This is a genomic window from Streptococcus mitis (genome assembly GCF_000722765.2).
In the GTDB taxonomy this organism is placed as follows: domain Bacteria; phylum Bacillota; class Bacilli; order Lactobacillales; family Streptococcaceae; genus Streptococcus; species Streptococcus mitis_AQ.
This window is the reverse complement of record NZ_CP028415.1, coordinates 1,690,101-1,714,290: the sequence shown is the minus strand read 5'-3', so window position 1 is coordinate 1,714,290 and position 24,190 is coordinate 1,690,101. Positions and strand designations below refer to the sequence as shown.

22 protein-coding genes are annotated in these 24,190 nt (G+C 41.9%); all 22 read left to right on the top strand.

The features are described 5' to 3' along the window. Positions 1-19 precede the first annotated feature (19 nt). The 22 genes from rpoC to ilvC all read left to right on the top strand — a co-directional run bounded on the left by rpoC (position 20) and on the right by ilvC (position 24,173). Complete coding sequence (rpoC, locus tag SK637_RS08525; RefSeq protein ID WP_033686295.1) at positions 20-3,697, top strand: DNA-directed RNA polymerase subunit beta'; 3,678 nt, start codon at positions 20-22, stop codon at positions 3,695-3,697. Between the two features lie 260 nt (positions 3,698-3,957). Then, entirely contained in the window at positions 3,958-4,380 is a 423-nt protein-coding gene (ndk, locus tag SK637_RS08520; RefSeq protein WP_033689660.1) for a nucleoside-diphosphate kinase, read from the top strand. A gap of 130 nt (positions 4,381-4,510) precedes the next feature. Further along, positions 4,511-5,143: a competence protein gene (locus SK637_RS08515; RefSeq protein WP_237397628.1), complete on the top strand. Its 633-nt coding sequence runs from the start codon at positions 4,511-4,513 to the stop codon at positions 5,141-5,143. Positions 5,144-5,238: 95 nt separating this feature from the next. Continuing rightward, the gene (gene tsaE / locus SK637_RS08510; RefSeq protein ID WP_033689415.1) at positions 5,239-5,682 is read left to right on the top strand and encodes a tRNA (adenosine(37)-N6)-threonylcarbamoyltransferase complex ATPase subunit type 1 TsaE; all 444 of its coding nucleotides are present in this window, start codon (positions 5,239-5,241) and stop codon (positions 5,680-5,682) included. Beyond that, positions 5,672-6,190: a GNAT family N-acetyltransferase gene (locus SK637_RS08505; protein ID WP_033689414.1), complete on the top strand. Its 519-nt coding sequence runs from the start codon at positions 5,672-5,674 to the stop codon at positions 6,188-6,190. Before tsaE ends, SK637_RS08505 begins: the two co-directional genes overlap by 11 nt. 7 nt (positions 6,191-6,197) lie before the next feature. Further along, entirely contained in the window at positions 6,198-7,253 is a 1,056-nt protein-coding gene (gene lytR / locus SK637_RS08500; protein WP_033689413.1) for a glycopolymer--peptidoglycan transferase LytR, read from the top strand. A gap of 77 nt (positions 7,254-7,330) precedes the next feature. Further along, a complete protein-coding gene (locus SK637_RS08495) occupies positions 7,331-8,587 on the top strand; it encodes a competence/damage-inducible protein A (protein WP_033689412.1) in 1,257 nt (418 codons plus the stop codon). An 83-nt stretch (positions 8,588-8,670) separates the two neighbouring features. Then, entirely contained in the window at positions 8,671-9,807 is a 1,137-nt protein-coding gene (gene recA / locus SK637_RS08490) for a recombinase RecA (protein ID WP_033689411.1), read from the top strand. A gap of 114 nt (positions 9,808-9,921) precedes the next feature. Then, a complete protein-coding gene (locus tag SK637_RS08485) occupies positions 9,922-11,292 on the top strand; it encodes an MATE family efflux transporter (protein WP_033689410.1) in 1,371 nt (456 codons plus the stop codon). Between the two features lie 95 nt (positions 11,293-11,387). Then, positions 11,388-12,104 (top strand): YebC/PmpR family DNA-binding transcriptional regulator, encoded by a 717-nt coding sequence (locus tag SK637_RS08480; protein ID WP_000532882.1) that lies wholly within the window; start codon positions 11,388-11,390, stop codon positions 12,102-12,104. A gap of 172 nt (positions 12,105-12,276) precedes the next feature. Beyond that, entirely contained in the window at positions 12,277-12,738 is a 462-nt protein-coding gene (locus tag SK637_RS08470) for a MarR family winged helix-turn-helix transcriptional regulator (RefSeq protein ID WP_033689409.1), read from the top strand. Then, the gene (locus SK637_RS08465; protein WP_033689407.1) at positions 12,722-14,491 is read left to right on the top strand and encodes an ABC transporter ATP-binding protein; all 1,770 of its coding nucleotides are present in this window, start codon (positions 12,722-12,724) and stop codon (positions 14,489-14,491) included. The genes SK637_RS08470 and SK637_RS08465 overlap by 17 nt, the downstream gene beginning before the upstream one ends. Next, a complete protein-coding gene (locus tag SK637_RS08460; RefSeq protein ID WP_033689406.1) occupies positions 14,481-16,241 on the top strand; it encodes an ABC transporter ATP-binding protein in 1,761 nt (586 codons plus the stop codon). The genes SK637_RS08465 and SK637_RS08460 overlap by 11 nt, the downstream gene beginning before the upstream one ends. A gap of 95 nt (positions 16,242-16,336) precedes the next feature. Beyond that, positions 16,337-16,840, top strand: a complete 504-nt coding sequence (locus SK637_RS08455; RefSeq protein ID WP_033689405.1) for a phosphatase PAP2 family protein — start codon at positions 16,337-16,339, stop codon at positions 16,838-16,840. Between the two features lie 113 nt (positions 16,841-16,953). Continuing rightward, positions 16,954-17,400 (top strand): LytTR family DNA-binding domain-containing protein, encoded by a 447-nt coding sequence (locus SK637_RS08450; RefSeq protein WP_033684350.1) that lies wholly within the window; start codon positions 16,954-16,956, stop codon positions 17,398-17,400. Positions 17,401-17,404: 4 nt separating this feature from the next. Continuing rightward, a complete protein-coding gene (locus tag SK637_RS08445) occupies positions 17,405-18,079 on the top strand; it encodes a LiaF transmembrane domain-containing protein (protein WP_033689404.1) in 675 nt (224 codons plus the stop codon). A 105-nt stretch (positions 18,080-18,184) separates the two neighbouring features. Continuing rightward, complete coding sequence (gene rpmB / locus SK637_RS08440) at positions 18,185-18,373, top strand: 50S ribosomal protein L28 (protein ID WP_001140948.1); 189 nt, start codon at positions 18,185-18,187, stop codon at positions 18,371-18,373. A 155-nt stretch (positions 18,374-18,528) separates the two neighbouring features. Then, a complete protein-coding gene (locus tag SK637_RS08435; RefSeq protein WP_000216437.1) occupies positions 18,529-18,894 on the top strand; it encodes an Asp23/Gls24 family envelope stress response protein in 366 nt (121 codons plus the stop codon). 2 nt (positions 18,895-18,896) lie between these two features. Next, the gene (locus tag SK637_RS08430) at positions 18,897-20,564 is read left to right on the top strand and encodes a DAK2 domain-containing protein (protein ID WP_033689403.1); all 1,668 of its coding nucleotides are present in this window, start codon (positions 18,897-18,899) and stop codon (positions 20,562-20,564) included. 200 nt (positions 20,565-20,764) lie between these two features. Continuing rightward, entirely contained in the window at positions 20,765-22,465 is a 1,701-nt protein-coding gene (locus tag SK637_RS08425) for an acetolactate synthase large subunit (RefSeq protein WP_033689402.1), read from the top strand. Then, positions 22,458-22,934, top strand: coding sequence for an acetolactate synthase small subunit (ilvN, locus tag SK637_RS08420; protein WP_033689401.1), 477 nt, complete (start codon positions 22,458-22,460; stop codon positions 22,932-22,934). Before SK637_RS08425 ends, ilvN begins: the two co-directional genes overlap by 8 nt. Before the next feature lie 216 nt (positions 22,935-23,150). Beyond that, positions 23,151-24,173, top strand: coding sequence for a ketol-acid reductoisomerase (ilvC, locus tag SK637_RS08410; RefSeq protein ID WP_033689400.1), 1,023 nt, complete (start codon positions 23,151-23,153; stop codon positions 24,171-24,173). The last annotated feature ends 17 nt before the right edge of the window (positions 24,174-24,190 follow it).

Genomic DNA, 24,190 nt, shown 5'->3' with positions numbered 1-24,190 from the left:
AATAGAAAGGGAAGAAATAGTGGTTGATGTAAATCGTTTTAAAAGTATGCAAATCACCCTAGCTTCTCCAAGTAAAGTCCGTTCATGGTCTTATGGAGAAGTCAAAAAACCTGAAACAATCAATTACCGTACCTTGAAACCAGAACGTGAAGGACTCTTTGATGAAGTTATCTTTGGTCCTACAAAAGACTGGGAATGTGCTTGTGGTAAGTACAAACGCATTCGTTACAGAGGGATTGTTTGTGACCGTTGTGGGGTTGAAGTAACGCGTACAAAAGTTCGTCGTGAGCGTATGGGGCATATCGAATTGAAAGCTCCTGTATCTCACATCTGGTACTTCAAGGGGATTCCAAGCCGTATGGGCTTGACCCTTGATATGAGCCCTCGTGCCCTCGAGGAAGTTATCTACTTTGCGGCTTATGTGGTGATTGATCCCAAGGATACACCACTTGAGCACAAGTCTATCATGACAGAGCGCGAATACCGTGAGCGCTTGCGTGAGTATGGTTATGGATCATTCGTTGCCAAGATGGGTGCCGAAGCTATCCAAGACCTTCTAAAACAAGTAGATCTTGAAAAAGAAATTGCTGAACTCAAAGAAGAGTTGAAAACAGCTACTGGACAAAAACGTGTTAAAGCCATCCGTCGTTTGGATGTTTTGGATGCCTTTTACAAATCTGGAAACAAACCTGAATGGATGATTCTCAACATCCTTCCAGTTATTCCACCAGATCTTCGTCCAATGTTGCAGTTGGATGGTGGCCGTTTTGCCTCATCTGACTTGAACGATCTTTACCGCCGTGTTATCAACCGTAACAACCGTTTGGCTCGTTTGCTTGAGTTGAATGCACCAGGTATCATCGTTCAAAATGAGAAGCGTATGCTTCAAGAAGCGGTTGATGCTTTGATTGACAATGGTCGTCGTGGTCGTCCAATCACAGGACCAGGTAGCCGTCCACTGAAATCATTGAGCCACATGCTTAAAGGTAAACAAGGGCGCTTCCGTCAAAACTTGCTCGGTAAACGTGTTGACTTCTCAGGACGTTCCGTTATCGCCGTTGGTCCAACGCTTAAGATGTACCAATGTGGTGTGCCACGTGAAATGGCGATCGAGCTCTTTAAACCATTTGTGATGCGTGAAATCGTTGCACGTGATATCGTGCAAAACGTCAAAGCTGCTAAACGCTTGGTGGAACGCGGAGATGAGCGTATCTGGGATATCCTTGAAGAAGTAATCAAAGAACACCCAGTACTTTTGAACCGCGCACCGACCCTTCACCGTTTGGGTATCCAAGCCTTCGAGCCAGTCTTGATTGATGGTAAGGCCCTTCGCTTGCACCCACTTGTCTGTGAAGCCTACAATGCCGACTTTGACGGGGACCAAATGGCCATCCACGTACCGCTTTCAGAAGAAGCCCAAGCAGAAGCTCGTATCTTGATGCTCGCTGCTGAGCATATCTTGAACCCGAAAGATGGTAAACCAGTTGTTACTCCATCTCAGGACATGGTTTTGGGTAACTACTACTTGACCATGGAAGAAGCTGGTCGTGAAGGTGAAGGAATGGTCTTCAAAGACCGTGACGAGGCGGTTATGGCTTACCGTAATGGTTATGTTCACCTCCACTCACGTGTTGGTATCGCAACAGACAGCCTCAACAAGCCTTGGACAGAAGAGCAAAAACATAAGGTCTTGCTTACAACAGTTGGTAAAATCCTCTTCAACGACATCATGCCAGAGGGTCTACCATACTTGCAAGAACCAAACAATGCCAACTTGACAGAAGGCGTTCCAGCTAAATATTTCTTGCCACTTGGTGGAGATATCAAGGAAGCTATCAGCAATCTTGAGCTTAACCCTCCATTCAAGAAGAAAAACCTTGGAAATATCATCGCTGAAATCTTCAAACGTTTCCGTACGACAGAAACTTCTGCCCTACTTGACCGCATGAAGAACCTCGGTTACCACCACTCAACTCTTGCAGGATTGACAGTGGGTATTGCCGATATCCCAGTTGTTGATGACAAGGCTGAAATCATTGAAGAATCACACAAACGTGTAGAACAAATCACAAAACAATTCCGTCGTGGTATGATCACAGACGACGAGCGTTACAATGCTGTTACAGCTGAATGGCGTGCTGCTCGTGAAAAACTAGAGAAACGTTTGATTGCTAACCAAGATCCTAAGAACCCAATCGTTATGATGATGGACTCTGGAGCCCGTGGTAACATCTCAAACTTCTCACAGCTTGCCGGAATGCGTGGTCTGATGGCTGCTCCGAACGGACGTATCATGGAATTGCCAATCCTTTCAAATTTCCGCGAAGGTTTGTCAGTACTCGAAATGTTCTTCTCAACTCACGGTGCGCGTAAAGGTATGACCGATACGGCCCTTAAGACAGCCGACTCAGGTTACTTGACTCGTCGTTTGGTTGACGTTGCCCAAGACGTTATCATCCGTGAGGACGACTGTGGAACAGACCGTGGTCTCTTGATCCGTTCTATCGCAGAAGGAAAAGAGATGATCGAGTCACTCGAAGAACGTCTCAACGGTCGTTACACTAAGAAAACTGTTAAACATCCAGAAACTGGTGCAGTTATCATTGGTCCAAATGAGTTGATTACAGAAGACAAGGCGCGTGAAATTGTCAATGCTGGTGTGGAAGAAGTGACTATCCGCTCTGTATTTACATGTAACACTCGTCATGGTGTCTGCCGTCACTGTTACGGTATCAACTTGGCGACTGGTGATGCGGTTGAAGTTGGTGAAGCAGTTGGTACAATTGCTGCCCAATCTATCGGGGAACCTGGTACACAGCTTACAATGCGTACCTTCCACACGGGTGGGGTTGCCTCAAATACCGATATCACTCAGGGTCTTCCTCGTGTCCAAGAAATCTTTGAAGCCCGCAATCCTAAAGGGGAAGCGGTTATCACAGAGGTTAAAGGACAAGTTACTGCTATCGAAGAAGATGCTTCAACTCGTACTAAGAAAGTCTTTGTTAAGGGTGAAACTGGCGAAGGTGAATATGTCGTTCCATTTACAGCTCGTATGCGTGTAGAAGTTGGAGACCAAGTAGCGCGTGGTGCTGCTCTTACAGAAGGTTCTATCCAACCAAAACGCCTCCTTGCAGTTCGTGATGTCTTGTCAGTTGAAACTTACCTTCTCGGTGAAGTACAAAAAGTTTACCGTAGCCAAGGGGTAGAAATCGGTGACAAACACATCGAGGTAATGGTTCGTCAGATGATCCGTAAAGTCCGTGTCATGGATCCAGGTGACACAGATCTTCTCATGGGTACCCTCATGGATATCAATGACTTTACAGATGCTAACAAAGATGTCCTTATCGCAGGTGGAGTTCCAGCGACTGGTCGACCAGTCCTCATGGGAATTACCAAAGCCTCACTTGAAACCAACAGTTTCTTGTCAGCGGCTTCCTTCCAGGAAACAACTCGTGTCCTTACTGACGCGGCTATCCGTGGTAAGAAAGACCATCTCCTTGGACTTAAAGAAAATGTTATCATCGGTAAGATCATCCCAGCTGGTACTGGTATGGCCCGTTACCGTAACCTTGAACCACATGCTGTCAACGAAGAAGAATACCTTAATCCTCCAGTAGAGGAAGAAGGAAACGAAGAAACAACAGAAGTAGTTGTGGATACTGCCGTTGAAACTGTGGAAGAAACAGTAGAATAAAAGAGAATGAGAGAGCCTTCGGGTTCTCTTTCTCTTTTCTGAAAACTTTCTCCATTTTTTCATGAAATGTGGTAAAATAATACTCAATGAAAATCAAAGAGCAAACTAGGAAACTAGCCGCAGGTTGCTCAAAGCACTGCTTTGAGGTTGTGGATAGAACTGACGAAGTCAGTAACCATACCTACGGCAAGGCGACGTTGACGTGGTTTGAAGAGATTTTCGAAGAGTATAAAAGAAAGAAGCTGACAAAGGAGACAGGTATGGAACAAACATTTTTTATCATTAAACCAGACGGTGTAAAAAGAGGATTAGTGGGGGAGGTGTTGAAACGCATCGAACAACGTGGATTTACAATCGAAAAATTGGAGTTGCGTACAAAGGTTTCAGAAGAGTTGATTGACCAGCACTATCAGGACTTGGTTGGTCAAAGTTTTTACCCACCGATTCGTGAATTTATGACTTCAGGACCGGTTCTTGTAGGTATCATTTCTGGTCCCAAAGTAATTGAAACTTGGCGGACTATGATGGGTGCGACTCGTCCAGAAGAAGCTTTACCAGGAACGATTCGAGGTGATTTCGCAAAAGCTGCTAGTGAAAACCAAGCTATCCAAAATGTTGTACATGGTTCAGATTCAGAAGAGTCAGCTAAGCGAGAAATTGCTTTTTGGTTTGACGGAAAGTAGTAAAGGTTTGATGTAAGGGTTACTTGCATCAAACTTTTTTGCATTTTAGAGTAGAAAACTGACAGTTGAGAAATATTCTAGCAATGGGGAGGATTTCTAGCCTATAATAAGAGCAAGTAAGGGAGGAAGAATGATGGAAAAAATGAAAAAGCAAATTCGTATTTTGTTATTGCTGACAGTTTTTGGTATTAGTAGCTGTTCTTGTTTAAGTTTATCGACTTGGGCCTTGATGTTAAATCAAAACTGCTTCTATTATTTAGTTGGCATGTTGCTCCTTGCCAGTATTGGGGCAGGGATAAACTACTATAGTGGACAGCGAAATCAATCTTATTCAGTTTTTAAGGAAGACAAGCAACAATTCTTGTATAGTCTGTTGCTCTTAGTAAATATTTTGGGTTTAGCTTTAATTGTCATAGAACATATCCTTGCAGGAAATACATCTGTAGAAGGGTTTGTGGAAGCCTTTCTACCGAGTTTCTTTTTCTTATTTGGTATTGATTTGCTAGTCTTTTTACCGATTCAGAAGTATGTAAATGGATTGAAAAAGATTTTGGGAAAGAAGGAGATGTGTTTTATTAGTGGACTAGCTATTCTAGTCTTTCTCAGAAATCCTTGGATGCTATTATCTATGACATTTTATATTACCTTAGGAATGCTATTTCTAGGACTGTTGGTGCCAAAAGTCATTCGCTGGGAAGTTTCATTTTACAGCCATTTGATGAGAGATATCTTGTTAGTTGTCTTCTTGCTGTTTCTATTTTAAGAACAAAAGAAGAGATAGTTCAAGTTTTACAATTTATAATATGGAATTCACAGATAATATCTCGACAAAGAATAACTTTTTGGTATAATAGAAATATGTACACTAAAAATGAAGAAGAGTTACAGTCCTTAGGTGAACGTTTGGGCTATTTATTAGAAAAAAATGACGTCTTAATTCTAACTGGAGAACTTGGAGCAGGCAAAACGACCTTTACAAAAGGTCTTGCTAAAGGATTACAGATTACTCAGATGATTAAGAGTCCAACCTACACTATCGTAAGAGAGTATGAAGGTCGTCTTCCTCTTTATCATTTAGATGTTTATCGTATTGAGGGTGATGCTGATTCTATTGATTTGGATGAGTTTCTCTTTGGTGGTGGGGTGACCGTCATCGAGTGGGGGAATCTTTTAGGTGATGCTTTACCAGATACCTATTTAGAATTGGAAATTCGAAAAGAGGAAGACGGTCGCAGATTAAACTTCGAAGCCAAGGGTTTGCGTGCAGAAAAACTCTTAAAGGAGCTTCAACATGGAGTATGAGTTGCTCATTAGGGAAGCAGAAGTTGAAGATGCGGCTGAATTAGTATCATTTTTAAATCGTGTCAGTGTAGAAACAGATTTTACCAGTCTGGACAGTAATGGCATTTTGATGACAGATACTGAGATGGAGTTGTTTTTGGATAAACAGTCTCACTCGGAAAATCAAATCACTTTACTGGCCTTGCTGAATGATGAAATTGCTGGTCTTGTAAATATCACAGCTGATCAACGTAAGAGAGTTCGTCATATCGGTGATCTCTTCATTGTGATTGGTAAGAAGTATTGGAATAATGGGCTGGGAAGTTTGTTACTTGAAGAAGTAGTAGAATGGGCGCAGGCTAGTGGCATTCTTCGTCGACTTCAACTCACTGTCCAAACTCGTAATCAGGCTGCAGTTCATTTATATCAAAAGCATGGCTTTGTAATTGAAGGTATACAAGAGCGCGGTGCGTACATAGAAGAAGGGGAATTTATCGATGTTTACCTGATGGGTAGGCTGATAGATTAATAGAAATATGGTTAAAAAAATTATTGGAATGGTGCTAGTTTTTCTAGCAGTGACAGTTTTGGGTGTGGGTGTTTTTGCTTATACTATTTATCAACAAGGAACAGAAACTTTATCACGGACCTATAAAAAGATTGGGGAAGAAACCAATGTTATTGAGGCGACTGAACCCTTAACGATTCTTTTGATGGGGGTTGATACTGGAAACGTGGAACGAACTGACCCTTGGGAGGGGAATAGTGACTCTATGATTCTCTTAACGGTTAATCCGCATACGAAAAAAACAACGATGTTGAGTTTAGAGCGAGATATTTTGACAAAAATTCAGCAAAAAGATGGGCGGATTGAGGAAGAAAAACTAAATGCTGCTTATGCCAATGGTGGTGCAGAGTTGGCTATTTCAACTATTCAGAAGATGATGAACATCCATATTGACCGCTATATTATGGTCAATATGCACGGATTGCAACAATTAGTCGATGCAGTGGGTGGTATAACTGTCAATAACACGCTAGGTTTCCCGATTTCTATTAGTGACCAAGAGGAATTTAATACCATTTCTATTGGTGTTGGGCAACAAACTCTAAATGGAGATGAAGCTCTTGTTTATTCTCGCATGCGCTACCAGGACCCAGAAGGGGACTACGGACGTCAGAAACGTCAGCGTGAAGTTATTCAAAAGGTTGTTGAAAAAGTTCTTAGCTTGAATAGTGTTAGTCACTATCAATCTATCCTAAAAGCCCTAAGTACCAATATGCAGACTAATATTGATCTATCTGCGAAAAGTATTCCAAGCTTATTAGGTTACAAGGACTCGTTTAAAACGATTGAAACTCAACAATTACGAGGAGAAGATGCCGACTTGCAAGGGACATCTTATCAAATCGTAACTGCTAACCACTTGTTAGAAATCCAGAATCTTTTGAGAACCTCACTTGATAAACCGAAGGTGACAGAGTTAGAGACAAATGCAGTCTTATATGAAGATATTTTTGGAAACCAAAATGGTATCGGTTTGGGAACAGGTACGATTAATAATACAACAAATCAAGAAGATGTAGAATAATCTATTTTATAGTTAAAATCGTGGGACATTTCCTGCGATTTTTTCAAAAAAATACGAATAGATAGGTAGGAGGAAACATGAAAGCAGAAATCATTGCTGTTGGAACAGAGATTTTGACAGGACAGATTGTCAATACCAATGCCCAGTTTTTATCAGAAAAACTAGCTGAGATTGGGGTAGACGTATATTTTCAGACGGCTGTAGGAGATAATGAAGTTCGTCTCTTGTCTTTGCTTGAGATTGCCAGTCAACGTAGTAGTCTGGTGATTTTGACAGGTGGTTTGGGACCGACTGAGGACGATTTGACCAAACAAACTCTGGCTAAATTTTTAGGGAAAGAATTAGTCTTCGATCCTCAGGCGCAGGAGAAGTTGGATGTCTTTTTTGCTCAGAGACCAGACTATGCCCGAACACCGAATAACGAAAGACAAGCTCAAATTGTAGATGGAGCAACTCCACTGCCGAATGAAACAGGACTGGCTGTGGGAGGAATATTGGAAGTCGATGGAGTGACCTACGTTGTCCTTCCAGGTCCACCAAGTGAATTAAAACCCATGGTCTTAAACCAACTTCTACCCAAGTTGATGACAGGGAGCAAGCTGTATTCCCGAGTTCTTCGTTTCTTTGGAATTGGAGAAAGTCAGCTGGTTACGATTTTGGCTGATTTGATTGATAATCAAACAGATCCAACCTTAGCACCTTATGCCAAGACAGGAGAGGTAACCTTGCGTCTATCAACAAAGGCTAGCAGTCAAGAAGAGGCGAATCAAGCGCTGGATATCTTAGAAAACCAAATCTTGGATTATCAAACCTTTGAAGGACTTTCTTTACGAGACCTTTGTTATGGCTATGGGGAAGAAACTAGTTTAGCCAGCATTGTTGTAGAAGAACTAAAAAGGCAAGGGAAAACCATCACGGCTGCAGAGAGTTTGACGGCAGGGCTTTTCCAAGCCAGCGTAGCTGATTTTTCGGGTGCTTCAAGTATATTCAAGGGTGGTTTTGTAACCTATAGCTTGGAGGAAAAATCAAAGATGTTGGATATTCCTGTCAAGGATTTGGAAGAACAGGGTGTGGTGTCTGAATTTACAGCACAGAAGATGGCTGAGCAGGCACGAAGCAAGACCCAGTCTGATTTTGGCCTTAGTTTGACTGGAGTGGCAGGACCAGATAGCCTAGAAGGACATCCAGCTGGGACAGTCTTCATAGGCTTGGCTCAAGAGAATGAAACTGAAGTCATAAAGGTTAATATTGGAGGCAGAAGTCGAGCAGATGTACGTCACATTGCTGTTATGCATGCCTTTAACCTAGTTCGCAAGGCTTTATTAAGTGACTAACTTTTGATATAATAGTAGATAGGTCTGAGGACCATTAGAATGTAGGAGAATAGAATGGCGAAAAAACCAAAAAATTAGATGAAATTTCAAAAAAATTTGGGGCAGAACGTGAAAAAGCCTTGAATGACGCTCTTAAATTGATTGAGAAAGACTTTGGTAAAGGATCAATCATGCGTTTGGGTGAACGTGCGGAGCAAAAGGTGCAAGTGATGAGTTCAGGTTCTTTGGCTCTTGACATTGCCCTTGGTTCAGGTGGTTATCCTAAGGGACGTATCATTGAAATCTATGGGCCAGAGTCATCTGGTAAGACAACGGTTGCCCTTCATGCAGTTGCGCAAGCACAAAAAGAAGGTGGTATTGCAGCCTTTATCGATGCGGAACATGCCCTCGATCCAGCTTATGCTGCGGCCCTTGGGGTCAACATTGATGAGTTGCTCTTGTCTCAACCAGACTCAGGAGAGCAAGGTCTTGAGATTGCAGGAAAATTGATTGACTCAGGTGCTGTAGATCTTGTCGTAGTCGACTCAGTTGCGGCCCTTGTACCTCGTGCGGAAATTGATGGAGATATCGGTGATAGTCACGTTGGCTTGCAGGCTCGTATGATGAGCCAGGCTATGCGTAAACTTGGTGCTTCTATCAATAAAACCAAAACAATTGCCATCTTTATCAACCAATTGCGTGAAAAAGTTGGGGTCATGTTTGGAAATCCAGAAACAACTCCTGGTGGACGTGCTCTGAAATTCTACGCATCAGTCCGTTTGGATGTTCGTGGAAGCACACAAATCAAGGGAACTGGTGACCAAAAAGATACCAATGTTGGTAAGGAAACCAAGATTAAGGTCGTGAAAAATAAGGTGGCTCCACCATTTAAGGAAGCCTTCGTTGAAATCATGTATGGAGAAGGGATTTCTAAGACTGGTGAGCTTTTGAAGATCGCAAGCGATTTGGACATCATCAAAAAAGCAGGAGCTTGGTACTCTTACAAGGATGAGAAAATCGGGCAAGGTTCTGAAAATGCTAAGAAATACTTGGCAGATAACCCAGAAGTCTTTGATGAGATTGACCATCAAGTCCGTGTTCAATTTGGTTTGATTGATGGAGAAGAAGCTTCTGCAGAAGGTGTTGAAACTAAAAAAGAAGAAGCAACTCAAGTAGACTCTGTGAATGAAGAAGTAACTCTTGACCTAGGCGATGAGCTTGAAATCGAAATTGAAGAATAAGCTGTCAAAGTAGTGGAGAAATCCACTGCTTTTTCGATTCTTTGTTCAAGATTTCAGATTGCCTATAGTTTGCTGTTTCTTGTCGCTCATCTAGAAAGCTGATATAATAGCCTTATGAATAAAAAACGAACAGTGGACCTGATACATGGTCCTATTCTTCCCTCGCTCTTAAGCTTCGCCTTCCCAATCTTGCTATCAAATATTTTTCAACAGCTCTATAATACTGCTGATGTCTTGATTGTTGGGCGTTTTCTTGGTCAAGAATCCTTGGCTGCAGTAGGGGCGACAACGGCCATTTTTGATCTGATAATAGGCTTTACACTTGGTGTTGGCAATGGGATGGGGATTGTCATTGCTCGCCATTATGGGGCTCGAAATTTCACTAAAATCAAGGAGGCAGTAGCAGCCACTTGGATACTAGGTGCCCTTTTGAGTATTGTAGTGATGCTGCTTGGCTTTCTTGGTTTGTATCCTCTCTTGCAATACCTAGATACTCCTGCAGAAATTCTTCCTCAATCTTATCAATATATTTCTATGATTGTGACCTGTGTCGGTGTCAGCTTTGCCTATAATCTTTTTGCAGGCTTGTTGCGGTCTATTGGGGACAGTCTTGCTGCCCTTGGTTTTTTGATTTTCTCTGCCTTGGTTAATGTGGTTCTGGATCTCTATTTTATTACGCAATTGCATCTTGGAGTTCAATCCGCGGGACTTGCCACCATCATTTCGCAGGGCTTATCAGCGGTTCTTTGCTTTTATTATATTCGTAAGAGCGTTCCAGAACTGCTCCCTCAGCTCAAACATTTCAAATGGGATAAGGCCCTGTACGCGGATCTCTTAGAGCAAGGTTTGGCTATGGGCTTGATGAGTTCGATTGTGTCTATCGGTAGTGTGATTTTACAATCTTCTGTTAATACCTTTGGAGCTGTGATCATTAGCGCCCAGACGGCAGCTCGACGCATCATGGCCTTTGCCCTTCTTCCAATGACTGCTATTTCTGCTTCTATGACGACCTTTGCTTCGCAGAATCTTGGTGCCAAGCGACCAGACCGCATTGTTCAAGGACTTCGAATTGGCAGTCGTTTGAGTATGTCTTGGGCAGTTTTTGTTTGTGTCTTCCTCTTTTTTGCCAGTCCTAGCTTAGTTTCCTTCTTGGCCAGTTCGACGGATGGATACCTGGTAGAAAACGGTAGTCTCTACCTGCAAATCAGCTCAGCCTTTTATCCCATTTTGAGCCTCTTGTTGATTTATCGCAATTGTTTGCAGGGCTTGGGGCAAAAAATCCTTCCTCTGGTTTCTAGCTTTATCGAACTAATCGGGAAAATCGCTTTTGTGGTTTTGATTATCCCTTGGGCAGGATATAAGGGAGTTATCCTTTGCGAACCCTTAATCTGGGTTGCCATGACCATTCAACTGTATTTCTCACTGTTTCGTCATCCCTTGATAAAAGAAGGCAAGGAAATCTTGGCAACTAAGGTACCATCATAGCTCGATTTGCTGAATAAAATCCATTTCCTTTAGTGAAAATCGAAAAAACTTGTGTTATAATAAGAAAGATTAAAATGTGAAAAAAGGAGATTCTAATGGGACGTAAATGGGCCAATATCGTAGCCAAGAAAACGGCTAAAGATGGAGCTAACTCTAAAGTATATGCAAAATTTGGTGTAGAAATCTATGTAGCAGCTAAAAAAGGTGATCCGGATCCAGAATCAAACTCAGCCTTGAAATTCGTTATCGACCGTGCTAAACAAGCTCAAGTACCAAAACACGTTATCGATAAAGCTTTGGATAAGGCTAAAGGAAATACAGACGAAACCTTTACAGAAGGACGTTACGAAGGTTTTGGACCAAATGGTTCTATGTTGATCGTGGATACTTTGACTTCAAACGTTAACCGTACAGCGGCTAATGTCCGTGCAGCTTTTGGTAAAAATGGCGGAAATATGGGTGCTTCAGGTTCGGTTTCATACCTCTTTGATAACAAGGGTGTTATTGTATTTGCAGGTGAAGATGCGGACGCAGTCTTTGAGCAATTGCTTGAAGCAGATGTGGATGTGGACGATGTAGAAGCAGAAGAAGGAACAATCACAGTTTACACAGCTCCAACTGACCTTCACAAGGCTATCGTTGCCCTTCGTGAGTCAGGTATTGAAGAATTCCAAGTGACTGAATTGGAAATGATTCCTCAGTCAGAAGTGGAATTGTCAGGCGATGACCTTGAAACCTTTGAAAAACTTTACAGCGTTCTTGAAGACGATGAAGATGTACAAAAGATTTATACGAACGTAGACGGGTTCTGATTTAACCTAGAGAACATGATCCTAAGTGATAAGCTCACTTGGGATTTTTTGAATAAAGAAAATAGTTCTCTAGGAAACTTTTTCTTGACATCTTTTTTCAAAGTGGTAAAATAGTTCTCATGAAAACTTATTGGTTCTCTAGAGAACTATTTATGTGTAAAAAGGAGCAATCATGGATAAGCCAATGTTAGCTTTTAAACGTTTTGGTCATCAGGTTCACCTTATGGTGCAAAAGGAAGCCAAACGTTGTGGTATTGAATTTATGGGTGGACCACAGGGTCAGGTTGTACGTTTTTTGGATAGCCGTGAGAAAAACCAAAACTTGGTCTTGATTAAAGATATCGAGCAGGAACTCAATATTACCAAGTCTGTGGCGAGTAACCTGGTCAAACGCATGGTGCAAAATGGTTTGGTGGAATTGGAGGCGAGTCCTGTCGATAAGCGGGCTAAGTTTGTTCGTCTGACGGACAAATCGCGTTCTCAAATGAAGCAGGTTAAAGCCTTCTTTGAACGCATTGACAACCAGTTGATGGCAGACATTGATGAAGATGAATTACTGATTTTTGAGAAAGTCCTTAATCAACTACAGGAAAATATCAAGAGAATAGGAGGAGATAATGAAGAAATTAGCTAAACGAATTAGTAGCAAAGAATGGGGGATGATTTTACTAGCCATTCTCTTTACCTGCTTTTCAGTCTACCTAGAGTTGGAAGTTCCGACCTATATCTCGAAAATTACGGATTTGCTAGGAAGTCAAGGAACCAACTTGGATGAGTTATGGCAACCAGCAGGTATGATGGTCGGAATGTCCTTTTTTGCCTTCTTGTCCGCAGTTGCAGTTGGATTTTTTGCATCCAGAGTGGCTGCTTCCTATACTAGTAGGCTGAGAAGTGATATTTTTAATCGAGTTTTGGATTACTCGCAGACAGAGATTAAGAAATTCTCTATTCCCAGTCTCTTGACGCGTACTACCAATGACATTACTCAAGTTCAAATGTTGATTACCATGGGCTTGCAAGTGGTAACGCGTGGTCCGATTATGGCTATCTGGGCTATCGGGAAGATTTTAGGCCATTCAGAATACTGGCTCTGGGCCGTTCTTGTAGCAGTGATTGTCAATGTTTTGATGACGACAGTCTTGATGACGCTAGCCTTTCCAAAACAGTCCTTGATTCAAAGTCTGACTGATAAACTGAACAGTATCACTCGTGAGAGTTTAACAGGTATTCGTGTTGTTCGCGCCTACAATGCTGAAGAATACCAAAATGAAAAATTTGCAGCAGCAAATGATGAATTGACACGCTTGAACTTGTTTGTCAACCGTCTTATGGCTATTTTGAACCCTATCATGATGGGGATTTCAAGTGGTTTGAGTGTGGCGATTTACTGGATTGGGGCCTATGTGATTAACGACGCTGCTCCGATAGCGCGTCTGCCTCTCTTTAGTGACATGATTGTTTTCATGTCTTATGCTATGCAGGTTGTCATGGGCTTCCTTCTTATGGGGGCGCTCTTCATCGTTCTTCCTCGCACCATGATCTCTGCTAAGCGGATTAATCAAGTTTTAGATTTGCATTCTTCTATCCAAAAACCTGCTCAAGTGCAGCTGGCTGATGAAAACCTCAAAGGTCAGGTCGAGTTTAAGGATGTGACCTTCCGCTATGCGGCAAATTCGGAGGCAGTTATCGAGCATGTTAGCTTTAGAGCAGAAGCGGGTCAAACAGTGGCCTTTATTGGGTCAACGGGTTCAGGTAAATCAACTCTGGTCAATCTGATTCCACGTTTCTATGACGTATCAGCAGGAGAAATTCTGGTGGACGGTGTCAATGTTCAAGACTATGCTCTAGAAGATTTGCGCAACAAGGTTGGTTATATTCCACAAAAAGCTGTTCTCTTTTCAGGTGATGTCAAAGACAATCTAGACTTTGGACAAAGTCAAGAAACACCACTTAGTGAACAAGCTATGTGGCAAGCCTTAGAATTGGCCCAGTCTAAGAACTTTATCGAAGACAAGGAAGCGGGCTTGGCGTCAGAAGTAGCCCAAGGAGGAACTAACTTCTCAGGTGGACAAAGACAGCGTCTGGCCATTGCGCGTGCCTTGGCTCGGAAGCCAGAAATTCTCATCTTTGATGACTCCTTCTCAGCCTTGGACTACAAGACAGACCGTGTCCTACGCCAAGAGCTAGCAGAGAAAACAAAATCTATGACCAAGCTTATCGTCGCACAGCGTATTTCAACGATTATGGATGCAGATTTGATTTTGGTCTTGGATCAAGGTAAAGTCGTGGGACAAGGCACCCACAAGGAACTTCTAGCTAATAACGAAGTTTATCAAGAAATTGCCTATTCACAACTATCGAAGGAGGAATTGGAACATGGAAAATAAAAAAATGTCTCTATGGAAACAGAGTAAACCCTATCTTGCAGGTCTCCAGTTTGCCCTTCTGATCGCCTTTCTAGCAACAATCTTATCCAATATCATTACTGTATATGGTCCAACTCGTATCAAGGAAATGACCAATATTATTGCTAGTGGTCTGGGAACAAGTGTGGATGTCGCTGCGGTTGCAGCTATTGGTGGTTTTTTGGCCGTTATATATGTAATCGGGCTTCTATCAAATTATTTGCAGGCCTTTCTGTTTACAACAGCCATTCAACGTTTTTCAGAACGTTTGAGAAGAGCGATTGCAGAGAAAATTAATCGTCTTCCATTGGGGTATTTTGATGGACATTCTCAAGGGGATACCTTATCTCGTGTGACCAATGACGTTGACACGGCAGCCCAGTCTCTCAATCAAAGTCTGGGAACAGTTCTTTCATCCACTTTACTGGTCGTGGCAGTCTTGGTGACCATGTTTGGGATGAACTGGATTTTAGCCTTGGTGACGGTTGTGTCAACTCTTATCGGTTTTGCTTTCGTGTCTGTCTTTATGGGCAAATCTCAGAGCTTCTTTAAGAGTCAGCAACAGGATTTGGCAGCTGTCAATGGCTATGTAGAGGAAATGTACTCTGGCCATAATGTGGTGACCAGTTACAATGCTATCGAGAGCACGAAAGAAGAATTTGCAACATTAAACCATCGTCTATATGATAGTATCTGGAAATCTCAGTTTATTTCAGGGATTATGATGCCGATTATGATGTTTATTGGGAACTTTAGCTATGCCCTAGTGATTATCGTTGGTGCAGCCTTGGCCTTGAATGGGCAGATTAGTATTGGGATTATCGTTGCCTTTATGGCCTACGTTCGTATCTTTTCTCAGCCTCTTTCACAAATCGCTCAAGGGATTAGCAGTCTTCAGCAGGCTAGCGCAGCCATGGGGCGTGTCTTCGAATTCTTAGTTGAAGAGGAGATGGAAGATGAATCCCATAAAGAAAGACAATTGAGCGATATGAAAGGTCAAGTAGTCTTTGAACGAGTTTCCTTTGGTTACACACCAGAGCGAACTATTATCCATGACTTTTCTGCGACAGCTCATGCAGGTCAAAAGGTTGCCATTGTCGGACCGACCGGAGCTGGTAAGACAACCATTGTCAATCTTTTGATGAAGTTCTATGAGTTTGATAAGGGAAGTATCCGCATTGATGGTGTAGATACCAAGGAGATGAAGCGTTCGGAAGTACACGATGCCTTTTCAATGGTCTTGCAGGACACTTGGCTCTTTGAAGGCACTATCCGAGATAATCTCATCTATAACCAAAAGGGTATTAGTGATGAGCATGTGATTGAAGCCAGCAAGGCTGTGGGGATTCACCACTTTATCATGACCCTACCAGATGGTTATGATACCATCTTGGACGATATAGTGACCTTGTCTGTCGGGCAAAAACAACTCTTGACCATTGCTCGTGCTTTGCTGAAAGATGCACCACTCTTGATTTTGGATGAGGCGACTTCTTCTGTTGATACCCGTACAGAGGAATTGATTCAGAAAGCCATGGATCGTTTGATGGAGGGCAGAACTTCCTTTGTCATCGCCCACCGCTTGTCAACCATCCGTAATGCTGATCTTATTCTGGTTATGAAAGATGGAAATATCATTGAGCAAGGAAATCATGATGAGCTGATGGCGCAAGCTGGTTTCTACGCTGACCTCTACAACAGTCAGTTTACAGAAGACGAAGCAGAAGAATAAACCCAAAGAAGGCTTGACGGCCTTCTTTTTCTGCACTATACTAGAAGACAAGTGCTTCCCTGTAAGCAAAATTTGAGTAAGTGATGAGAAAATATATGAAAAATTATCAAGAATGGTATGACTACATTGCTGCTAACATTGAAAATAGGCCCTTTCTTCTGAGCTTGTTAAGAACTTTCAATCGATTCATGGTAGTAGTTATGCCTATAGTATATCTGACCTTGTTAACCACTATCTATTTCCGAGAAGGATTTGGGAAACAGGTCTTGATGTATGTGTTTATCCCTGCATCAGGTTTTGTGATTTTGTCCTTTCTTCGTAAGAAAATCAATGCTCCTAGGCCTTATGAAGTTTGGGAAATTATCCCGCTACTTGACAGAGATAGTCCTGGTCAGTCTATGCCCAGTCGTCATGTCTTTTCAGCAACCATTATCTCCATGGCTTGCTTGCATGCTAGTCTAACTATGGGGATGATTTGTTTGACCTTATCAGCCCTCCTCGGTCTAGTGAGAGTCTTAGGTGGAGTGCATTTTCCTAAGGATGTTCTAGTTGGTTATATTTGTGCCCTTGTGTGGGGTGTGATTTTCTTTCTATGTTGACCTGTAAGTTAAGGGAGTTCCACAACCACTTACGAGTCTAAAGTAACCACTTGCTTTTTTGCTCTTGTTTTCTTATTTTAGCTTTGATATAGTAGAGTCAGAAAGGAGATGGAATGAAGTTACGAATCGAAATTGACAGCAATTTAGAGGAAACTGAAATTATCATCAAGGCAGCGACTTTGACAGATGAGATTGCGGATTTACAGCGCCTCTTGCAAGAGTCCAAGTCTCCGAGGTTGATTTTTTACAAGGGAACAGGTGAATATTATCTGGACTTATCGGAAATTCTCTTCTTTGAGACAGAAGGGAGCAAGATTTACGCCCATACCCAGAAAGATGCCTACGAGGTTCGGCTTAAACTCTATGAGTTAGAGGCTATCCTTCCTCGCTATTTTAGTCGGGTATCCAAGTCGACTATTGCAAATATCCGTCAGGTTTACTCGGTGGACAAGTCCTTTTCAGGAACGGGCACCATTTCCTTTTATCAGACCCACAAGGAGGTTCATGTCTCACGACATTACCAATCCCTCCTAAAAGAAAATCTAAGAAACATGAGGTAAGAACATGAAAAAGAAAGCATTTGGTATTGTGTTGATTATTTTTGCGGCTTTAATATTATTACAAGGGAATTTTGGAATCCCTTCATTCGGTGGGCAAATTTGGCCCTTGCTTGGTATTGCATTTTTTGCCTATCAATCAGTTGGAGCTTTGTTGCGTCGTCACTTAACTTCAGCCTCTTTTACAGCTCTAGTAGCCTTAATGATTGCTAACCACTTTTATGGCATTTTACCAATTCCCAATCAGTCATTGTTCTGGGCAAGTATTTTAATCGTAATGGGTGTCAGCGCAATCACTCATTCTAACAGAACTTGGAATGGGAAAAAATGGTGGTATGATGGTAAAAAGACCATTCTAACAGATAAGGAAGTTGCTTTTGGAAGTGGGACTTTCTACAAGCAAGAGCAAGAATTGGTAGAAGATCAAGTAGAAGTTGGTTTTGGCAATGCCAAGATATATTATGACAATGCAGAGATTTTAGGAGATACCGCAACCCTGAAAGTGGAAGTCGGTTTTGGGAATGCAGTTATCTATGTTCCTCAACATTGGGGAGTTGATTTAAAGGTAGAAACTTTCTGTGGTGTAGCCAAGGCAGATACTCCTCTAGCGCCAACCAGCAAAACCTTGATTATCCGTGGAGATGTGGCTTTTGGGAAGTTGGGGATTGTCTACGTTAAATAAAAAAATCTTCCAATTCTCTTGCAAAAATGAAGAAAGTGTGATAACATAGTACGGTATGTGGTGCTAGCACATCCGCTATATTAGATCTAATAGGAGGAAAACACAATGGCTAAAGTATGTTACTTTACAGGTCGTAAGACTGTATCAGGAAACAACCGTTCACACGCGATGAACCAAACAAAACGTGCCGTAAAACCAAACCTTCAAAAAGTTACTGTTCTTATCGATGGTAAACCTAAAAAAGTTTGGGCTTCAGCTCGTGCTTTGAAATCAGGTAAAGTTGAACGCGTTTAATAATAAAAGTAAGGAGACCTCAGGGTCTTTTTTCTTTTACTGTAGGTATAAAATCATCTGAAAAATAGAGTAAATATCCGCTGATACAGTATTCTGCTTTTACACTTGGGCTGAAATATGATAAAATAGAGTATCAACTAGTTGAGGTAAAAAGGATGACTGTAAAAATTAATACAAAAGATGGTCAAATCGAACTAACAGATGAAGTGATTGCAACCGTCGTAGGTGGAGCAGCAACTGAGATTTTTGGTGTGGTCGGTATGGCTAGTAAAAATGCCCTCAAAGATAATTTTCAAGCCCTTCTAGGTAAGGAAAATTATTCCAAAGGTGTCGTCGTAAAGGCGGCCGAAGATGGCAGTATTGCAGTTGATGTATATACCGTGTTGAGCTACGGAACAAAGATTAGCGAAGTGTCAAAAAACATTCAAGAGCGTGTTCGTTTTAGCTTGGAAAACCAGCTTGGAATTACTGCTCAGACTGTAAATGTCTACATTCAAAATATCAAAGTTGTAGGAGAATAACTGTGTCAAAAATTACTACTAGCTTATTTCAAGAAATGGTGCAGGCTGCATCAACTCGCTTGAATAAGCAAGCTGAATATGTCAATTCATTAAACGTCTTTCCAGTTCCAGATGGAGATACTGGAACAAACATGGGAATGACCATTGAAAATGGAGCTAAAGAAGTTGCAGACAAGCCAGCTTCTACTGTTGGAGAGGTAGCGAGCATTCTTGCCAAAGGTCTTTTGATGGGTGCGCGTGGGAACTCAGGAGTTATTACGTCTCAGCTTTTCCGTGGATTTTCACAAGCTATCAAGGATAAAGACGAGTTAACAGGTCAAGACTTGGCCCTTGCCTTCCAATCAGGTGTAGAAGTTGCTTATAAGGCAGTGATGAAGCCAGTTGAAGGAACGATTTTGACAGTTTCTCGTGGGGCTGCTATCGGTGCTAAGAAAAAGGCTGAGCAGACAGATGATGCTGTTGAAGTCATGCGCGCAGCCTTGGAAGGTGCTAAAACAGCTCTAGCTAAAACGCCAGATATGCTTCCAGTATTGAAAGAAGTTGGCGTTGTGGATTCAGGTGGTCAAGGACTAGTCTTCATCTATGAAGGTTTCCTTTCAGCTCTTACTGGTGAATATATTGCATCTGAGGACTTTGTAGCGACTCCTGCCAACATGAGTGAGATGATCAATGCAGAGCATCATAAGTCTGTGGCTGGTCACGTAGCGACTGAGGACATTACCTTTGGTTATTGTACTGAAATCATGGTTGCTCTTAAGCAAGGTCCAACCTATGCCAAAGATTTTGACTATGACGAGTTCCGTAACTACTTGAATGAACTTGGGGATTCTCTCCTTGTTGTCAATGATGATGAAATTGTCAAAGTCCATGTCCATACAGAAGATCCAGGACTTGTTATGCAAGAAGGTCTTAAATATGGTAGCTTGGTCAAGGTAAAAGTTGACAATATGCGGAATCAACACGAAGCGCAGGTTGAAAAAGAAGCTGCCCAAGTTAGCAAACCAGCTGAAGAAAAAGAGTATGCTTTGATTGCTGTAGTGGCTGGTAAAGGTCTAGCAGATATCTTCCGTTCTCAAGGTGTAGATTATGTTATCGAAGGCGGTCAAACTATGAACCCTTCAACAGAAGACTTTATCAAGGCTGTTGAACAGGTCAACGCTCGTAACATTATCTTCCTGCCAAACAACAAAAATATCTTCATGGCAGCTCAATCTGCAGCAGAAGTTTTGGAGCAACCAGCAGTAGTGGTGGAATCTCGTACTTTGCCACAAGGTTTGACAAGTCTTCTCGCCTTTGATCCAAGCAAGTCCATCGAAGAAAATCAAGAGCGTATGACTGCTGCTCTTAGCGATGTCGTTAGTGGAAGCGTCACAACAGCTGTGCGTGATACAACCATTGATGGCTTAGAAATCCATGAAAATGATAATCTTGGTATGGTGGATGGGAAAATCCTCGTGTCAAACCCTGATATGCACCAAACTTTGACAGAAACCTTGAAACATATGTTGGATGAATATAGTGAAATCGTAACCTTCTATGTCGGTGAAGACGGAAGCGAAGAACTTGCCAATGAAATTGCCCAAGAAATCGCAGAAGAATTCGAAGATGTTGAAGTCGAGATTCACCAAGGCCAACAACCAGTTTACCCATACCTATTTAGTGTGGAATAAGATTAATGAAGGACTGAGAAATCAGTTCTTTTTTCTTTTTTAGTAAATGAAACCGATATCTTTTTTATAAAAACAAAAATAACATTCATAAATAAACGTTAAAATAGAAAATTCAGAAAATTTCTTCTTTTCTCTTGAAAAATTTTGAAAAAATGGTATGATAGTAACAAGTTATTTTTAAGAGAAGAGAAAGGGGAACAATGGAGAAAATCAGTTTAGAATCTCCTAAGACGGGGTCGGACCTAGTTTTGGAAACACTTCGTGATTTAGGAATTGATACCATCTTTGGTTATCCTGGTGGTGCAGTCTTGCCTTTGTATGATGCGATATATAATTTTAAAGGCATTCGCCACATTCTAGGACGCCATGAGCAAGGTTGTTTGCATGAAGCTGAAGGTTATGCCAAATCAACTGGAAAGTTGGGTGTTGCCGTCGTCACTAGTGGACCAGGAGCAACAAATGCCATTACAGGGATTGCAGATGCCATGAGCGATAGCGTTCCCCTTTTGGTCTTTACAGGTCAAGTGGCGCGAGCAGGGATTGGGAAGGATGCCTTTCAGGAGGCAGACATCGTGGGAATTACCATGCCAATCACTAAATACAATTACCAAGTTCGTGAGACAGCTGATATTCCGCGTATCATTACGGAAGCTGTCCATATCGCAACTACAGGCCGTCCAGGGCCGGTCGTCATTGACCTACCTAAAGACGTATCTGCTTTAGAAACCGACTTCATCTATTCACCAGAAGTGAACCTACCAAGCTATCAGCCAACTCTTGAGCCAAATGATATGCAAATCAAGAAAATCTTGAAGCAATTATCCAAGGCTAAAAAGCCAGTCTTGCTAGCTGGTGGTGGAATTAGTTATGCTGAAGCCGCTGCAGAATTAAATGAATTTGCAGAGCGCTATCAAATTCCGGTGGTCACCAGTCTTTTAGGGCAAGGTACGATTGCAACGACTCATCCACTCTTTCTTGGAATGGGAGGCATGCACGGATCTTTCGCAGCTAATATTGCCATGACAGAAGCTGATTTTATGATTAGTATTGGTTGCCGTTTTGATGACCGCTTGACGGGGAATCCTAAGACTTTTGCTAAGAATGCAAAGGTTGCTCACATTGATATTGACCCAGCTGAGATTGGTAAGATTATCAGTGCAGATATTCCAGTAGTTGGAGATGCTAAGAAAGCCTTGCAAATGTTACTAGCAGAACCGACAGTTCATAACAATACTGAAAAATGGATTGAAAAAGTTACTAAAGACAAGAACCGTGTTCGTTCTTATGATAAGAAAGAGCGTGTGGTTCAGCCGCAAGCTGTTATTGAACGAATTGGTGAATTAACTAACGGAGATGCCATTGTGGTAACAGACGTTGGTCAACACCAAATGTGGACAGCCCAGTATTATCCCTACCAAAATGAACGTCAGTTAGTGACTTCAGGTGGTTTGGGAACGATGGGATTCGGAATTCCAGCAGCAATTGGAGCTAAAATTGCTAACCCAGATAAGGAAGTAGTCTTGTTTGTTGGGGATGGTGGTTTCCAAATGACCAACCAAGAATTGGCTATTCTGAACATCTACAAGGTGCCAATCAAGGTGGTTATGCTGAACAACCACTCGCTTGGAATGGTTCGCCAGTGGCAGGAATCCTTCTATGAAGGTAGAACATCTGAGTCGGTCTTTGATACTCTTCCTGATTTCCAATTGATGGCGCAAGCTTATGGAATTAAAAACTATAAGTTTGACAATCCCGAGACCTTGGCTCAAGAACTTGAAGTCATCACTGAGGATGTTCCTATGCTAATTGAGGTAGATATTTCTCGTAAGGAACAGGTGTTACCGATGGTACCAGCTGGTAAGAGTAATCATGAGATGTTGGGGGTGAAGTTCCATGCGTAGAATGTTAACAGCAAAACTACAAAATCGTTCAGGAGTCCTCAATCGCTTTACAGGTGTCCTATCTCGTCGTCAGGTTAATATTGAAAGCATCTCTGTTGGAGCAACAGAAGATCCGAATGTATCGCGTATCACCATTATTATTGATGTAGCTTCTCATGATGAAGTGGAGCAAATCATTAAGCAACTCAATCGTCAGATTGATGTGATTCGCATTCGAGATATTACAGACAAGCCTCATTTGGAGCGCGAGGTAATTTTGGTTAAGGTGTCAGCGCCAGCTGAGAAGCGCGCTGAGATTCTAGCGATTATTCAACCTTTCCGTGCAACAGTGGTGGACGTAGCACCAAGCTCGATTACCATTCAGATGACAGGAAATGCTGAAAAGAGTGAAGCTCTATTGCGAGTCATTCGACCATACGGTATTCGCAATATTGCTCGAACTGGCGCAACTGGATTTACCCGCGATTAATACTCTTCTAAAATCTCTTCAAATCACGTTAGCTTTGCCTTGCCGTAGGTATATGTTACTGACTCCGTCAGTCTTATCTACAACCTCAAAGCAGTGCTTTGAGCAGTCTGCGGCTAGCTTTCTAATTTGCTCTTTGATTTTCGTTGAGTATAAAAATATTTTAAATTTGTTAAACCAGCCTAAAAGGCAATGAATAATAGAAAAGAGAGAAAAACTATGGCAGTTCAAATGGAATACGAAAAAGATGTTAAAGTAGCAGCACTTGACGGTAAAAAAATCGCCGTTATTGGTTATGGTTCACAAGGACATGCGCATGCTCAAAACTTGCGTGATTCAGGTCGCGATGTCATCATCGGTGTACGTCCAGGTAAATCTTTTGACAAAGCAAAAGAAGATGGATTTGACACTTACACAGTAGCAGAAGCTACTAAATTGGCTGATGTTATCATGATTTTGGCACCAGACGAAATCCAACAAGAATTGTACGAAGCAGAAATCGCTCCAAACTTGGAAGCTGGAAATGCAGTTGGATTTGCCCATGGTTTCAACATCCACTTTGAATTTATCAAAGTTCCTGCAGATGTAGATGTCTTCATGTGTGCTCCTAAAGGACCAGGACACTTGGTACGTCGTACTTACGAAGAAGGATTTGGTGTGCCAGCTCTTTACGCAGTTTATCAAGATGCAACAGGAAATGCTAAAAACATTGCTATGGACTGGTGTAAAGGTGTTGGAGCAGCTCGTGTAGGTCTTCTTGAAACAACATATAAAGAAGAAACTGAAGAAGATTTGTTTGGTGAACAAGCTGTACTTTGTGGTGGTTTGACTGCCCTTATCGAAGCAGGTTTCGAAGTCTTGACAGAAGCAGGCTACGCCCCAGAATTGGCTTACTTTGAAGTTCTTCACGAAATGAAATTGATCGTTGACTTGATCTACGAAGGTGGATTCAAGAAAATGCGTCAATCAATTTCAAATACTGCTGAGTACGGTGACTATGTATCAGGTCCACGTGTAATCACTGAGCAAGTTAAAGAAAACATGAAAGCTGTTTTAGCAGACATCCAAAATGGTAAATTTGCAAATGACTTTGTAAATGACTATAAATCTGGACGTCCAAAATTGACTGCTTACCGTGAACAAGCAGCTAACCTTGAAATTGAAAAAGTTGGTGCAGAATTGCGTAAAGCAATGCCTTTCGTTGGTAAAAACGACGATGATGCATTCAAAATCTATAACTAATTGATAGAAATCAAGTT

Excerpts from the sequence above, each read along its gene's own strand:
- SK637_RS08480 (WP_000532882.1), top strand. The coding sequence starts at position 11,388 with ATGGGACGTAAATGGGCCAATATCGTAGCCAAGAAAACGGCTAAAGAT.
- SK637_RS08455 (WP_033689405.1), top strand. The coding sequence starts at position 16,337 with ATGAAAAATTATCAAGAATGGTATGACTACATTGCTGCTAACATTGAA.
- SK637_RS08465 (WP_033689407.1), top strand. The coding sequence starts at position 12,722 with ATGAAGAAATTAGCTAAACGAATTAGTAGCAAAGAATGGGGGATGATT.
- SK637_RS08435 (WP_000216437.1), top strand. The coding sequence starts at position 18,529 with ATGACTGTAAAAATTAATACAAAAGATGGTCAAATCGAACTAACAGAT.
- SK637_RS08485 (WP_033689410.1), top strand. The coding sequence starts at position 9,922 with ATGAATAAAAAACGAACAGTGGACCTGATACATGGTCCTATTCTTCCC.
- SK637_RS08495 (WP_033689412.1), top strand. The coding sequence starts at position 7,331 with ATGAAAGCAGAAATCATTGCTGTTGGAACAGAGATTTTGACAGGACAG.
- SK637_RS08515 (WP_237397628.1), top strand. The coding sequence starts at position 4,511 with ATGATGGAAAAAATGAAAAAGCAAATTCGTATTTTGTTATTGCTGACA.
- SK637_RS08470 (WP_033689409.1), top strand. The coding sequence starts at position 12,277 with ATGGATAAGCCAATGTTAGCTTTTAAACGTTTTGGTCATCAGGTTCAC.
- ilvN (WP_033689401.1), top strand. The coding sequence starts at position 22,458 with ATGCGTAGAATGTTAACAGCAAAACTACAAAATCGTTCAGGAGTCCTC.
- tsaE (WP_033689415.1), top strand. The coding sequence starts at position 5,239 with ATGTACACTAAAAATGAAGAAGAGTTACAGTCCTTAGGTGAACGTTTG.
- SK637_RS08450 (WP_033684350.1), top strand. The coding sequence starts at position 16,954 with ATGAAGTTACGAATCGAAATTGACAGCAATTTAGAGGAAACTGAAATT.
- SK637_RS08460 (WP_033689406.1), top strand. The coding sequence starts at position 14,481 with ATGGAAAATAAAAAAATGTCTCTATGGAAACAGAGTAAACCCTATCTT.
- ilvC (WP_033689400.1), top strand. The coding sequence starts at position 23,151 with ATGGCAGTTCAAATGGAATACGAAAAAGATGTTAAAGTAGCAGCACTT.
- lytR (WP_033689413.1), top strand. The coding sequence starts at position 6,198 with ATGGTTAAAAAAATTATTGGAATGGTGCTAGTTTTTCTAGCAGTGACA.
- SK637_RS08445 (WP_033689404.1), top strand. The coding sequence starts at position 17,405 with ATGAAAAAGAAAGCATTTGGTATTGTGTTGATTATTTTTGCGGCTTTA.
- rpmB (WP_001140948.1), top strand. The coding sequence starts at position 18,185 with ATGGCTAAAGTATGTTACTTTACAGGTCGTAAGACTGTATCAGGAAAC.
- SK637_RS08505 (WP_033689414.1), top strand. The coding sequence starts at position 5,672 with ATGGAGTATGAGTTGCTCATTAGGGAAGCAGAAGTTGAAGATGCGGCT.
- ndk (WP_033689660.1), top strand. The coding sequence starts at position 3,958 with ATGGAACAAACATTTTTTATCATTAAACCAGACGGTGTAAAAAGAGGA.
- SK637_RS08425 (WP_033689402.1), top strand. The coding sequence starts at position 20,765 with ATGGAGAAAATCAGTTTAGAATCTCCTAAGACGGGGTCGGACCTAGTT.